This is a genomic window from Sanguibacteroides sp. AM78-02pH3A (genome assembly GCF_027666085.1).
GTDB classification, from domain to species: domain Bacteria; phylum Bacteroidota; class Bacteroidia; order Bacteroidales; family Marinifilaceae; genus Gabonibacter; species Gabonibacter massiliensis.
Genome location: NZ_JAQEHX010000001.1, coordinates 185,868 through 199,762 on the forward strand (window position 1 = coordinate 185,868; position 13,895 = coordinate 199,762).

At 40.7% G+C, this 13,895-nt stretch carries 14 protein-coding genes and 1 pseudogene; 10 read left to right on the plus strand and 5 right to left on the minus strand.

Annotated features, from left to right (window positions below):
* Nucleotides 1-77 precede the first annotated feature (77 nt).
* Entirely contained in the window at nucleotides 78-683 is a 606-nt protein-coding gene (locus PGR74_RS00745) for a recombinase family protein (protein ID WP_041503889.1), read from the minus strand.
* Between the two features lie 242 nt (nucleotides 684-925).
* Here PGR74_RS00745 and PGR74_RS00750 point away from each other — a divergent pair, with 242 nt between their 5' ends.
* The 6 genes from PGR74_RS00750 to PGR74_RS00775 all read left to right on the plus strand — a co-directional run bounded on the left by PGR74_RS00750 (nucleotide 926) and on the right by PGR74_RS00775 (nucleotide 4,456).
* Complete coding sequence (locus PGR74_RS00750; protein WP_438829496.1) at nucleotides 926-1,783, plus strand: bifunctional methionine sulfoxide reductase B/A protein; 858 nt, start codon at nucleotides 926-928, stop codon at nucleotides 1,781-1,783.
* Nucleotides 1,784-1,934: 151 nt separating this feature from the next.
* Nucleotides 1,935-2,240: a GNAT family N-acetyltransferase gene (locus tag PGR74_RS00755; protein WP_041503888.1), complete on the plus strand. Its 306-nt coding sequence runs from the start codon at nucleotides 1,935-1,937 to the stop codon at nucleotides 2,238-2,240.
* Nucleotides 2,241-2,361: 121 nt separating this feature from the next.
* Entirely contained in the window at nucleotides 2,362-2,976 is a 615-nt protein-coding gene (locus tag PGR74_RS00760) for a DUF134 domain-containing protein (RefSeq protein ID WP_070807456.1), read from the plus strand.
* Nucleotides 2,936-3,304, plus strand: coding sequence for a NifB/NifX family molybdenum-iron cluster-binding protein (locus PGR74_RS00765; protein WP_041503887.1), 369 nt, complete (start codon nucleotides 2,936-2,938; stop codon nucleotides 3,302-3,304). The genes PGR74_RS00760 and PGR74_RS00765 overlap by 41 nt, the downstream gene beginning before the upstream one ends.
* 168 nt (nucleotides 3,305-3,472) lie before the next feature.
* Entirely contained in the window at nucleotides 3,473-3,835 is a 363-nt protein-coding gene (locus PGR74_RS00770) for a hypothetical protein (RefSeq protein WP_152616176.1), read from the plus strand.
* A 90-nt stretch (nucleotides 3,836-3,925) separates the two neighbouring features.
* The gene (locus tag PGR74_RS00775) at nucleotides 3,926-4,456 is read left to right on the plus strand and encodes a hypothetical protein (RefSeq protein ID WP_041503885.1); all 531 of its coding nucleotides are present in this window, start codon (nucleotides 3,926-3,928) and stop codon (nucleotides 4,454-4,456) included.
* A 54-nt stretch (nucleotides 4,457-4,510) separates the two neighbouring features.
* Here PGR74_RS00775 and PGR74_RS00780 read toward each other — a convergent pair whose 3' ends face one another.
* The 4 genes from PGR74_RS00780 to PGR74_RS00795 all read right to left on the minus strand — a co-directional run bounded on the left by PGR74_RS00780 (nucleotide 4,511) and on the right by PGR74_RS00795 (nucleotide 9,918).
* A complete protein-coding gene (locus tag PGR74_RS00780) occupies nucleotides 4,511-5,794 on the minus strand; it encodes a hemolysin family protein (protein ID WP_110688370.1) in 1,284 nt (427 codons plus the stop codon).
* Between the two features lie 95 nt (nucleotides 5,795-5,889).
* Nucleotides 5,890-8,832 carry a calcium-translocating P-type ATPase, PMCA-type gene (locus tag PGR74_RS00785; RefSeq protein ID WP_041503883.1) on the minus strand — a complete coding sequence of 981 codons (2,943 nt, stop codon included), beginning with the start codon at nucleotides 8,830-8,832 and terminating at the stop codon, nucleotides 5,890-5,892.
* 5 nt (nucleotides 8,833-8,837) lie between these two features.
* Nucleotides 8,838-9,461, minus strand: coding sequence for a DedA family protein (locus tag PGR74_RS00790; RefSeq protein ID WP_270516585.1), 624 nt, complete (start codon nucleotides 9,459-9,461; stop codon nucleotides 8,838-8,840).
* Between the two features lie 61 nt (nucleotides 9,462-9,522).
* Complete coding sequence (locus tag PGR74_RS00795) at nucleotides 9,523-9,918, minus strand: hypothetical protein (RefSeq protein WP_041503881.1); 396 nt, start codon at nucleotides 9,916-9,918, stop codon at nucleotides 9,523-9,525.
* Nucleotides 9,919-10,172: 254 nt separating this feature from the next.
* Here PGR74_RS00795 and PGR74_RS00800 point away from each other — a divergent pair, with 254 nt between their 5' ends.
* From PGR74_RS00800 to PGR74_RS00815, 4 genes and pseudogenes are all read left to right on the plus strand, one after another.
* Entirely contained in the window at nucleotides 10,173-10,781 is a 609-nt protein-coding gene (locus PGR74_RS00800) for a MarC family protein (RefSeq protein ID WP_041503880.1), read from the plus strand.
* Nucleotides 10,782-11,370: 589 nt separating this feature from the next.
* On the plus strand, nucleotides 11,371-12,273 hold the full coding sequence (locus PGR74_RS00805) for a hypothetical protein (RefSeq protein WP_041504088.1): 903 nt from the start codon (nucleotides 11,371-11,373) through the stop codon (nucleotides 12,271-12,273).
* Nucleotides 12,274-12,779: 506 nt separating this feature from the next.
* Nucleotides 12,780-13,631, plus strand: coding sequence for a class I SAM-dependent methyltransferase (locus PGR74_RS00810; RefSeq protein ID WP_082027487.1), 852 nt, complete (start codon nucleotides 12,780-12,782; stop codon nucleotides 13,629-13,631).
* A pseudogene (locus tag PGR74_RS00815) lies at nucleotides 13,628-13,793 on the plus strand (ribosome small subunit-dependent GTPase A); the annotation flags it as partial. The gene PGR74_RS00810 and the pseudogene PGR74_RS00815, both read left to right, overlap by 4 nt.
* Between the last annotated feature and the right edge of the window lie 102 nt (nucleotides 13,794-13,895).

Below are 13,895 nucleotides of genomic sequence, written 5' to 3' on the forward strand. Positions count from 1 at the left end.
ATATGATGCGAAAATAGAAAAATTAGGAAATATAATCAAAAGATCGTCCGGTTCGTTTTTTGAAGTGAATACCACGTCTATTTATCCGCGTTGACGTGGTATTTCACAAATCGATTGACAGTACACACGGATACTTTGTATTGTTTGGCTATCTTCTTATAAGATATGCTATTGTCCATCATTTCAATGATTTTAGCTTTGTTTTCGATCAATAATTTTAATTGCGGGCTACTTCCTATCGGACGTCCTAATTTTTTGCCTTCCGCTTTGCGAACGGCGAGAGCTTCTTTGGTTCGAATGGAAATTAGGTTACGCTCAATTTCAGCCACTAAACCGAATGCAAACCCTAATATTTTACTGTTCAGGTTATTTTCGAATGTATACCCTTCTTTCGTACTGTGTAAGATGATTTTACGTTGTATGCACGTGTTGATGATATTCATAATATCGATTAGCGTCCTGCTTAGTCTGGAGACTTCGGTGACGATCAGGCAATCTCCTTCCTGCAGAGAGCTGAGAATATCTCCTAATTTCCGATCACTGCTGTTTACTTTACCGCTAATGATGTCATTGTACCATTTGTTTATGGTCAATCCTCGGTTATGCGCAAATCGCTTGATTTCCTCTTGTTGATTCTCAAGATGTTGTCTGTTTGTACTTACTCGTAAATATGCAACTACCATAATTGAATTGATAAAATTTGGATTATTAAAAGAGCAAACGTACGAAAAAGGAAAGGAATATGAGCATATTGTGTGGGCATAAGCAAGAAAAGAACTGTTTATTTTGCTGAAATAAATTGAAATGGTAAACTGGTTTATTTTATTTGAGGGTAAATTGAACTAAATTTGTAATATAACGTAATGAAGAAATAGCAATGATGAAGAGAAGAATTGTGATTCTTGTATTGATATTGGCAAACTATATGGTTATGGCACAAAAAAGAGAATTGACCGAAGCGGAAAAACAGGTAATAATTCATAAAGGAACGGAATTACCTTTCACGGGCAAATATTATGATTTTAAAGGAAAAGGAACCTATGTGTGCAAACAATGCGGGGCTTCATTGTATCGTTCGGAAGATAAATTTGATTCCCGGTGCGGATGGCCCAGTTTCGATGACGAAATTAAAGGAGCGGTAAAAAGGGTTACGGATGCGGACGGAAGACGGACAGAGATTCTGTGTGCCGGATGTGGTGCGCATTTGGGACATGTATTTGTGGGGGAAGGTTTCACTTCTAAGAATACCCGGCACTGTGTAAATTCGATCTCTATGGAGTTTATTCCTGATCGGGAGCTGAAAACCGATACGGCCATTTTTGCAGGAGGATGTTTCTGGGGGGTGGAATATTTTATGCAGAAGGCACCCGGAGTTTTGACCGTAGAATCAGGGTATATAGGAGGTGAAACGGATCATCCTACTTATGAAGATGTTTGCCGGAAAAACACGGGACATGCAGAGGCTGTCAGAGTGGTTTTCGATGCTTCCCAAACGACCTATGAGGCGTTAGCGAAACTTTTTTTCGAAATCCATGATCCTACCCAGTTGAATCGTCAAGGGCCCGATAGGGGAGAACAATATCGTTCCGAAATATTTTATGCGAATCCTCAACAAAAAGAGGTTGCCGATAAATTGATCGAACGGTTGAAAACGAAAGGTTATCCGGTCGTAACACTGGTTTCGCCCGCCACGACTTTTTGGCCAGCCGAGGATTATCATCAAAATTACTATAACCGGAAAGGTTCTCTTCCTTATTGTCATGGGTATACCAAGCGATTTTAGATAGGAGAAGCTCTTTCAATGCTTGCAAAATCCGCGGGAGGGAAGCTTAACCGTTTAATTGTGGAATCGTTTTAATTCCAAATTCTACGATTTGTGATCATTGATTGTCAGTCGTCGTTATATTTGCCATGTAATTTTAATCGTTTATGTTATGGAAATAATACATGATACGGAGAATCGTACGGTTAAGACGGTTGTAAACGGCCGTGTGGCTTATGTCACCTATGTGATAGAAAACGGGGAGTTGGATGTCAGACATACGATGGTTCCTTCGGAAATCGGGGGAAGGGGTATAGCCGCGGCTTTGGTTAAATATATTTATGATTATGCCGCGGAGCATGATTTGCGGCCGGTTGCGACCTGTTCTTACGCGGTAGTCTGGTTGCGAAGACATCCGGAATATAACGGTAAAATAGGAAGAGACTACGCCGGAGCCGGTAGTTGCCCCGTCAATTGACAAAAGAAGCGAAATCCTTTTCTATTCGCACGACTTAAAAATGGAAAAATAATCTGTATTAATTGGCGTTTTTATGAACATATGTTCATAAAAAGAATTATCTTTGTTCCAAAATAGAGTTATGTCAAGACCGAAACGTAGCCGAGTGATAAAGAATCCTCCTTTGATGGAAGGTTTCAAGCCTTTTGGATTGCCCATGACGGACCTGGATCCGGAAGTTTTGCTGTTTGAGGAATATGAGGCTCTCCGGTTGAGTGATTATGAACTTTTACCTCAGGAAAAGGCGGCATTGCAAATGGGTGTATCCCGGCCTACTTATACACGTATATACGAGAAAGCCCGGCGTACAATAGCAACTGCCCTGGTGGAGGGAAAAGTTATTTTTATAGAGGGTGGGGATTATCACATCGATTATTATTGGTATCGATGTGATACTTGTCGGAAGATTATGGTAGAAAAAGAGCCTGTAACCTGTTGTCGTTTTTGCCAGTCGAGTAAGTTGCGGGCATTAAATAAGCCGGAGGCTTCTTTATGTAGCGATGCCTATTGTATTTGTGTGCACTGCGGAACAAGGCTCCCTCATGTTAAGGGACAGCCTTGTCGGGAGACAAAGTGCCCTTCTTGTAGCGGTAAAATGATACGGGAAAACGGGCCTCATCATAAACTTATTTTAAAAACAGAAGAAGAAAAAAATCATGAAAATTGCAATTCCGACGAGAGCCAATGTGGTGGATGACCATTTTGGACATTGTGAGTATTACACCATTTTTACGGTGAATGAAGAAAAGAATATTATGAAAACGGAGACGCTTGCAGCTCCGCAAGGATGCGGTTGTAAATCGAATATTGCCTCCGTGTTAAGAGAGAAAGGAGTAACCGTGATGTTGGCAGGCAACATGGGGGACGGAGCTTTAAATGTACTGAATAATCAAGGTATTAAAGTTTTCCGCGGTTGTAAGGGAGATGTCCGTGTTTTAGCCGACTCTTATTTGAAAGGTTTTGTTCTCGATTCTGGAATAGGGTGTCATCACCACGAGGGAGGGGAACATAAATGCGGTCTGTGATTGGATGTTTCTGCGATTGGGTGATTCGATCTTTTCTCCTAATCGCAGCATCTCTTGTTTTTTCGTTTTTTTTGATCGATGACTTATGGTATATGCTTATTTTATAGATTATATTTAGGAAAACAATGGAATTTTTTTTAATTTTGAATGCCTAATCTCGGTCCGATTGTGTGCATGAAACAAGGTTGGATTTATAGTTTGTTCTCTCTCTTTTTTTGCTTACTTCTTTTAGAAGAAGGTGTAAGCGGGTACGATTATGACCTAAAGATCGGAACGGAAAAAACAGTATGCTATGAAGAGACGGGGGCGATGGGGATTCATACGATTTCGGGCATATTGCAGGGAATGCATATAAATGGTGCAGAGTCAGGGGAACAGTATGATTCAAATCCTTCTTTTTTTAGAAACGGGGTAGTTGCCAATACGGGAAGACAGACAAAAAAATCCTTCGCTACCAAATTTCTTCTTTATCTTTCGATACGCGGTCGACAACGCGGTTATCTGCTTTTTTTACAGAAATTGATTATTTAGTTAATGCTGATGGCGTGATTATTTTGGATAAAACAAAAATAATGTGCGGTGATGTTTGTTGTGATACTAAATAATTAAAATGTAAAAAGAATGGAAGAATATAAATTCATAAAAGATCAAATTATATCTCTTACGCAAGGAAAGGTCGTAAAGAAAAATGAGGGCTATATGATACCTCTCTTATTAATCGTAATCGGGATTATAGCGCTGGTTGCCATTCATTATTTGTCTCAAAGAATGCAGCGTTCTCCTTTTTTGATGTTTGCTTCCGTACTCTCTTTTAGTGTGGTATGCGGAGGAGTATTTATTTTCGTACAAAACAAGGCAAAATATGTTTATACCGTATCTAAGGGAGTGTTTTTAATAAAGAAAGTAGTACTTGTTCGGGAAGGGATGGAACAGTATTTCCAATGGTTGAAGGAGAGAAGTTTTCATAAATTTTTGAAGTATGAGGCAAAGGAAAATAGTGATGTTTTTTTAGAGGTTTGGGTAGATCAGGCTTTGAACATTGCTTTTGTGCAATTGATGGTTGAACGTAACCGCATACCCTTTCCGGTATCTGAAGTATACCAACTTTCTAAAACGGAGGTGGCTGAGAATTGTGAGTTGTTTTACAAATGACGGGTTCAACAAGTAAATCAAGGCAAGTTTCGATTTACTCGTTGAACGATAGGGTTATTCGGATAAAAGAGGAGTGTTCAATTTCACTAATATTTTATCTATCCTGGCCCCGTCCATATCCACGATTTCCAAATCGAAACATAGCCAGGATAACTGTTCCCCTGTTTTAGGTACATGTTCCAAAATTTTTAAAATCAGCCCGCTTACCGTGTTGTAATAATGGTTGGGATATAAATCTTCCATGTCGAAATAAGCCAGGAAATCGTAGAAAGAACATTGGCCGTCTATCAGGTATGAGCCGTCGTTCCTACGGATGATATCCGGCTCTTCTCCTATTTCGGGTACGTCCCCGATAAGAGCCGTCAGAATGTCTTTCAAGGTGAAAATCCCCTCTATGCTTCCGAATTCATCCGTGACCAGTCCGTATTTCAGGTGTTCGGTTTTCAGATGTTCCAAAGCATTGTAAACACTTTGATTTTTAGGGAAATACTGAGCCGGCCGGATGATTTTTTCTAAATTGAAATCCGGTAAATCAATCTTTCCGAACAGGTCTTTCAAATAGACGACACCGATGATGTTGTCTAATTTTGAATCGGCTACGGGGTAAATATTATAAAGATGCTTATTTACGATTTTCCGGATCTGATCGTTGGATTCGGTAATATCTAACCAGACCAAATCACTGCGGTGGGTCATGATGGAACCGATGTTCCGGTCTCCGAGGTTGAAAACCCGTTCCACGATGTCTTGCTCTACTTCCTGAACCTCCCCGTCGTCCTTTCCTTCTTTAATAATAGCCTTTATCTCTTCTTCCGTTACTTTCCCGTCCTTGGATTCTTTTAGTCCCAGGATTTTCGTTACCAGTATTGTGCTGGCGGATAGTAACCACACGAAAGGAGAGGCTATTTTAGAGAGAAAAGTCATGACGGGAGCCACGATCTTGGCTACTTTTTCTGCAGCATTCATACCGATGCGTTTAGGAACCAGCTCTCCTAAAATTAAGGTAAGATAAGTCACTATGACCACGATGATTCCTTTGGAAACAGCCAGGGCGTGGGCATCGAGGGGTGTTATCCGGGAGAGGAGTAAAGCAAAATCGTTGGCTAACGTCTCCCCGGAGTAAAGACCGGTAAGGATTCCTATTAAGGTGATACCTATTTGGATCGTGGATAGGAAACGATCCGGTTCCTGAGCTAATTTTAAGGCTGTTTTTGCCGATTTATTTCCTCGTTTCGCTTCTGTCTCCAAACGGGTTTTACGTGCGGATACCATCGCAATTTCGGACATTGACAGTATACCGTTCAATAATATCAAGGCTAATATGATGATGATTTCCATTTTAATTGTAATATTAAAAAATAGATTTTAATCTTGTTGCAGAGATGTTATTCCGTATTTGATATAACAACTGTTTATGTATTATGAGATTCATTTTAATGTAATGTTTTTTCTTTTATTCGTTTTAAAGCTCTGAATAGTTCGCCGGTCCATAGAACGAAAGAGGTTGAGAGAGTAATCCATATCCATTCGTTCCAGCTTAGGGGAACGGTTCTAAACACGCTTCCACCCCAGTTGACAACTAATATTTGTCCGATAACGATAGCCAATCCCACAATAAGAAAACCCTCGCTTTTAAGTAATCCTTTAAAGGCGGAGTTGTTTGTTCCAAAGGTTTTGGCGTTAAACATGTTCCAGAACTGAAGCATTACGAATACCGTAAAGAATAGGGTTAGATTTCGTAGACCTTCCGGAGTATCGGCGTCTATGCCTCCGGCGTAGTTTGACAGGTAGTACAAAAGTCCCAATAGGATGATAACAAATATAAAGCCTGTTCCTAAAATCAACGTTCTCATTTGAGGAACGATGATGAAGGCGTTCGAATCTCTCGGTTTTCTTTTCATTACTTCCGGATTGGGAGGAAGTGAGGCCAAAGCTCCTGCGGCAAAAGTGTCCATGATCAAGTTTACCCATAACATTTGAGTGACGGTAAGTGGTAATTCGGAACCCAATAGAGATCCGAGCAACACGATGATTAAAGCTGCCACGTTAATGGTTAACTGAAAAAGGATGAAACGTTGTATGTTTTGATACACGGAACGTCCCCACATAACGGCTGTCGCGATACTGCTGAACGAGTCATCCAACAGCGTAATGTCGCTGGCCTCTTTAGCAACGGAAGTACCGCTACCCATGGAGAGGCCCACGTGAGCGTGGTTCAAGGCGGGAGCATCATTCGTTCCGTCTCCGGTGACGGCCACGACGGCCCCTTTTTGCTGTAACAACTGTACCAAACGTTGCTTATCTGTCGGACGGGCGCGGGACATGATTTTTAAGTCCAGAATGCGTTCCAATGCCTCTTTATCGGATAATTGAGCAAATTCGCTGCCGGTAATGTGATTCCGTTCGGTATCTTGCTTTGTCCATAGACCGATTTGTGAACCGATCTCTTTTGCTGTACCGGGAGTGTCACCCGTAACCATTTTGACTTTGATGCCGGCCTCGGAACATCGTTTTACAGCCTCGGGAACCTCTTTCCGTATGGGATCCGATATGGCGACGATGCCTAAAAAAGTTAATTCCGTATGGTACAGACGTCCTTCATGGAAATGAGAGTCGTTATCGTCAATAATCTGGTAAGCGAAACCTAAAGTACGCATCGCCTGTTTTTGATATTCGGATAATTGCGTATTTACCGTCGTTTGGAAATCTGCCGTTGATTTCAGACCACCGGCTGTTTGTACGTTTTTGCAATGAGAGTAAACAATTTCCGGAGCTCCTTTTACATACAATACACGTTTCCCGATCAGGGAGGATTCCACGAGTGTTGCCATGTATTTACGTTCTGTCGAAAAGGTCAATTGATCGATAATGCGGACGTTTTCTCTTAGTGCGGAATAGTCGGTGTGTTGTCGGTTTAGCCAAAGTAAAAGAGCCGCTTCGGTAGGATTTCCCAGTGTTTTTATTTTTCCCGGTTCGGATAAATCGAGAAAAGCCGTTGTGTTGGCGGCAATACCCTCGAATATAAGCCGGGTTATTTCGTTATCGCCGGTCTTCTGTTCTTCCAAACCGTAAAAATTAGTTTGGTAAACAGTCATTTGATTTTGGGTCAAAGTACCTGTTTTATCCGTGCAAATAACCGTGGTAGCACCCATGGTTTCGCAGGCATGCATTTTTCTTACCAAATTGTTTGATTTTAACATTTTACGCATACTTAATGCCAAGCTGAGGGTAACGCTCATCGGCAGGCCTTCGGGAACAGTTACGACAATCAGCGTGACGGAAGCCATAAAGGCCGAGAGTATCTTTTTACCTACGCTCAGAGATACCCATGCATGTGGATCCCAAGGTTTTACCCCGAATAATAATCCGACACCCAACAGGATAACCAAAGCGGTCAAAGCATACAGTATCCATCGTCCCCAGCTTCCTTTTTCAACGGATGCGGGCATCTCTTTTTTTATTCCCCGTAATTCGTACACATCGTATATGACAGGTATCCATACTTTAGCCAACATGATGACAGCCGTAATAATGACAGCTCCGATCAGTCCCAGTTGTCCTAAAGAAGGGGTAGGAAACGCCGGGTTGAAAAAAAGCCCTTTTATGAAAAGAATCGTAAAGGTCACGATTGCACCGCAGAAACCGACGATACCGATAAATTTTGCCAGTACCTCTAATTGTTTGTCCAAAGGAGTCTGTTCTTCGCTTTTTTCTGTAGATTTTTCGGCGACTTTACCGAACTCTGTCTGGTCTCCCACGGCAGTCACTTCCATGACGCCATGTCCGTCGGCTACCGTTGTGCCGCGCATAACATGATCGGTAGGGTAGGTAGCTTCCCGGTCGAATTCTTCTTCTATTACACTTTTGGCAGTCATGGGCTCACCCGTAAGACTGGATTCATTTACTTGTAAGGAAACAGCCTCCAGTAAGATTCCGTCCGCGGGGATTTCTTCTCCTTGTTCCAGAATAACGATATCTCCCACTACGATCTCTTTTTTAGGAACCTCCCGAACATTTTTATTCCGGAAGACTTTGACTAACGTATCGTCGTTTATCTGATTCAAAACATCGAATTTTTTGTTGGCATCCCAAACAAACCAGGTCGCAACTCCCGTTGCCAGTAATACGGCTGCTGCAATACCGATAGTTTCTGCGATTTCGATGACATCTTCCGATAGGTACATGGCGATGGCAATGCCTCCGGACAGAAAAACGGCTATCAATAAAATACGGATGACAGGGTCTTTAAAATTATCGATGAATATTTGCCACAGGGATTCCCTTTTGGGAGGTGTCAATATGTTTGCCCCGTGTTTTCGGCGACTTTCTATCACCTGTGCGTCGGTTAAACCTGTATAATGTTTTTTTGATTCCATGCTGCTTATTTATTTTTTTTGTTACGAATACTGCGTATGATTAAAAATCCCCAAAAGACTATTCCTATGATTAAGGTTATTATACTTAATTCGATAAAATAGTGTTGCAATAACTCCTGTTGTGAATATAAAAAATAACCCGCCAAAGCGAGGAGAGTGTTCCAGACACAGCTTCCGAGGAAGGTGTAGATAATGAAACTTTTTAAAGGCATTCTTACAAGACCTGCCGGAATGGAAATAAAACTTCTGACTCCGGGAGTCAACCGCCCTATAAATGTAGAACTGTTGCCATATTTGAGAAAGTATTGTTCTGATTGTTCTATTTTTTCTTTTGAAATCATGCACCATTTACCGAATTTGGTAGAGGCAAAGGTATAAATAAAATTTCGACCTAATGTGTAGGCAAGAAGGTAATTCAACAGAGCTCCTAAAACGGCCCCTACGCTTCCTGTCAAAATGATGCCGATCAGGTTCAATTCTCCGTTTGCGGCTTTCCATGCTGCAGGAGGGATGATCAATTCGGCTGGAAACGGGAGTATGGAACTTTCAATAGTCATACACATAATGATGCTCCAATAGTTTATATTTTGAAGATACCAATCGAGAATGGTCTGAAGTCCATCTGTCATAAATCATTTATTTCGCTTATTACTTATGTTCAACATCGCTCGTAAAAAGAGGGAACCCTTGTCATACGATGAGTTTTTTCAGCGAATAAATATAAAATCCGTTTATATGACGAGATGCGAGCACATGGATATAATTTTCTCTTTTGAAAGACAGACGTTCGAGAAAAGAGAAAACTTTGGATTGAATGATAGTTTCCCGGTTTATTGATTTAAATTGAGAAGTTTTATACCAACCGATTCTTCGGTTGGTGGAACTCTTTAGACCTGCTTTTGACGTGATCCCGTGTTGTTCTGAATAGGGATGTATGGAAATGGATTCGGAGTCTAACGAGGAGAGTTGTTCTAAGTCGAACAATTCGTCCATTTTATTTTTTGAACCCTCAAAAGAGTCCGAAAAAATATCGGTCACTGAAAAAGATAGAATAATAATCAGGTATAAAAATACAAACTTTCCCATTGCTTTCGTAAAATTCCGATCTCAAAAGTAATATATTATTTCGGATTGCTGCATAGCTTTTTATTTTATCAAATGAACTTTATGTTAATTTTAATTTTATTTGTTTATTAATAGGGGTTGGGAAGGAGGAGAACTGCAAGTGTAAAACAGGGTGGGCTTAAATGATTTTTGAACATAAGTATAGGGAATGGGTAATTTATCCCTACCTTTGCAAAAGGCAAACGTAATTGTCATTCGCGTAAATAAGGATTATTATGACAGTAAAATTGATATTGAGTTGTATTGTCGCTCTTTTGGCTTTGGTCAATCCCGTCCAAAAAGTTTTGATCGTTACGACCTTGCAAGAGCGGTTTTCTCCTAAAGAATTACGATATATCTCCATCAAGTCAACGATTACGGCAGCCATGATCTTGATTTTTTTCCTGTTTTTGGGAGAGATAACGTTTAGTTATGTATTTCGGGTAGAGCTGTACTCTTTTCAGATTACCTGCGGTGCCGTGTTGATGTATAACGGTTTATCCGGTCTGCTGAAGGGATTTTTCCTGAAAGTCGATGAAAATATAAAAATTGCCGACCTGACAACGGTCCCGATCGCGATTCCCATGATTGCTGGTCCGGCTACGATTACGGCTGCTGTAACCTTTCCCGTACAATACGGTAGGGAGATTACCATTATTGCCATCCTTCTTGCTTTGGGAGTAAATCTGTTTTTTATGCTGGAAGCTCGACGGATCGGGAATTTTTTGATAAAATATAATTTTATGAATCCCTTGATCCGGATTATCGGCTTAATTGTGGCAACCATCGGTCTACAGATGATTTTTGATGGTATTACTCTTTTTATCAAAGGATTGTCCTCTTGATATACTTTTTAAGAACAGAGATAAGTAGCGTCATCGTTCCGCGTAACTCATTCACCGTTCTCGGAATGACTTTTTTACATACATCTTCGAACGATTCAATGTGGTGGAATACCAATGAACTGATTACAACATCAATGCTATCGTGGGAAAAATCTACACCTGAAGCATACGTAGCTCTATAACTATTTTCGAGAGGAAAAAGAATGAAGTCATATAAGGCATATTTCTTTTTTAAAAGAAATATGCCTTGTTTTTATATCAAAATAGATACATGCTGATTGTTATTATTCCAAAATAATATAAATATTGGCTTAATTATTTGCAATCAAATTATTGATTACGTATTTTTACATTCATTGATGTGATAAGTTTATCTTGTTTGTCATTTATTCTATATTTGGAAATTTAGTTTTTATGATATTGATAATAAATTTGTTATGTTGTTTTGAGATGAATTGTTTTCTGTTTCGACTGATGTGTCTTTCCTATCGAGGCGGAAGGAATATAGGTCCGAGTGGATCGGGATTGCTTTTCTCGAAAAGAAAAAGTTATGAATAGAAGTAAATGTATAATTAAAAATAAAGCTGTTATGAGCAAGCAAATCGTTATGGTGTTGGTGAATAAAAATTGGGAAATAGAACCGGTATTGAGTGCATTGACAAACCCTAAGTTACGTCCTATTACTCTTCCTTTTCCGGAGTATATCGATACCCCCAAGGATGGCGATAATAAGATGGATACGCCTCGGGCTATTTTTCGTTTATCACCCGATAAGCGGAATTGCACTGAAATTTCCATTTGGTGTATCGAGGATCTGATGTCTCCGGAAGTAAATAGTTCCAGTTCCGAGGAAAAATATCGGATTTTACCGTCCGTTATTGCCAAATGCAATCCCCAACTGGTTATTAGCGTGAGTACAGCCAATTATCCGGTAGAGGAAGGATCGAGGTTTTCGGCAAACGGATCGGTATATTTGGGAACGAACTTTTTTATTCATAACGGTCATCCGGATAATCCCGAAAGTAACTTGCAGACCCCTTACGATGGACAATTACTTACCGGGCACATAAGCTCCGCTTTACTCGATACCATTAATCGGGAATGCGGACCTGCTGCCGTAAAAAAGTTCATCACGCCTTCCAATGCTCCGGCAACCTGGGGATTTACCTGTGAAATATTACCCGGCTTCTCTGCTGTAAGTTCTATTAATATTACGGATTACCGGGAATACGATAATCAAGATAAGATAGCTAAGCAACATTTCGAGTCGATCGCTCCATTGGGTTACGAGTTGAAGTCTATCGAGACTACCCATGGTATAGTCAGGGTTTCTACGGAGTGTCCGGTCATTTTTCTTTCACCGATAACCGATCGCTTGGGACATTTCGATGAAGATGTGAGCGATATCCAGAACTATGCGGTTGCTTTTAATGGCGGTTTGGCTTTGGGTGAAATTTTTTGCGTATTGAATCGTTTCAATGGATTGTTGTGATATGTTGATAGAAGCGGAAACTCAATAGTCTCGGTAGAGAGGGTCTAATCTCGTTTTTGTATAAGGCCGCAAAGCATACTAACCCAAGTATGGGTTTATACCTCAGGCTGCTCGCTCGGGTTATTCGGCTACATGTTTATAATGTCGTTGGTAGCCAGGGGTCTTCCGGCTTTTGCCACCACTATGTCATTCGGCCTTCCATGCTTGTTAGAGCACGATTTTGAGGTATAATCCATAATCAGGGTAATATTTAGCCGTGATTTTTTGTTTGTGATATATTTTTAGTCAAACAAAATATTTCTTACCTTTACGACATGGTAAAAATTTTACATAAATCGGATTTGGTGTCGTAAACAATCTGCACTTACCGTACAGATTGTCCTTTCGTTGCTCTCGGATAACCTTTTCGAGGGTCATTTCCATTATATATAATTTCAGTTTTTAATTTGCGTACAATGATGAAAGCATAGTTATGTTTTTGCTGGTATGCTACATACATACAGATAATGAGTAATGAAAATAAAACAATTGGAAACAACTCCGGCGACCTCATGTCCGGCCAGACGAACGCACTTGCTTCCTCCTCGTTTAATGAGTCTATTTACGAATTCGACTATAATTTGATCTGTGATTATTTTTCAAATACAGAACGTCAAGGACCCGGAAGTCCTGAAATAACTCTTAAAGCATTGAGTTTTATAGATAACCTTACCGATAAATCCCTTATTGCGGACATCGGTTGCGGTACGGGAGGGCAGACAATGACACTTGCCGGGTCAGTTCAGGGGCAAATTACCGGGTTGGATTTGTGTCCAGATTTCATCCGTATCTTCAATCGGAATGCCGAGAGATTGGGGTTGCAAAATCGAGTGAGAGGGAGGGTCGGCTCCATGGATAATCTTCCTTTCGGAAAGGAAGAATTGGACCTGATCTGGTCGGAAGGAGCGATTTATCATATCGGCTTTGAGCGTGGATTGAACGAATGGCGAGAGTTTCTTAAACCGGGAGGATATGTTGCCGTTTCGGAAGTATCATGGTTCACCGAGAAACGTCCGGCAGAAATCAGTGATTTTTGGATGGAGGCTTATCCGGAGGTAGATACGATACCCCGTAAAATAGCCCAGATTCAGAAAGCCGGTTATATTCCTGTTGCCAGCTTTGTCCTGCCGGAAAATTGCTGGACGGAACATTATTACATTCCGCAGATTTCTGTTCGGGAATTATTCTTAAAAAAATATGCCGGCAATAAGGCCGCCGAAGGATTTGTTGCTTTTGAACGTTATGAGGAGGGGTTGTACTACCGGTATAAGGAGTTTTACGGTTATGTATTTTACATTGCAAAAAAGATCGGATTATGACTGATTTAAATACGTGTGGTTGGAACGATGAGTTAAACCGGCTGAAACAAGAATCCACGCGTAGAGCTCTTACTCTTGCTCGTGTGACCGTCGTGCACCGCACTTGTTACGAGATTATTTCCGAAAAATGGGCTGTTTCGATGCGAACTGACGGGAAGCATGGCGCTTCTCTGTTTCGAAGCATGAAAAGCGTAAAAAGGATAAATCATTTTTAAAACTCGTGGATGAAGTGAAGAAACGGAAAGGGAATTTCTGATTTCGATT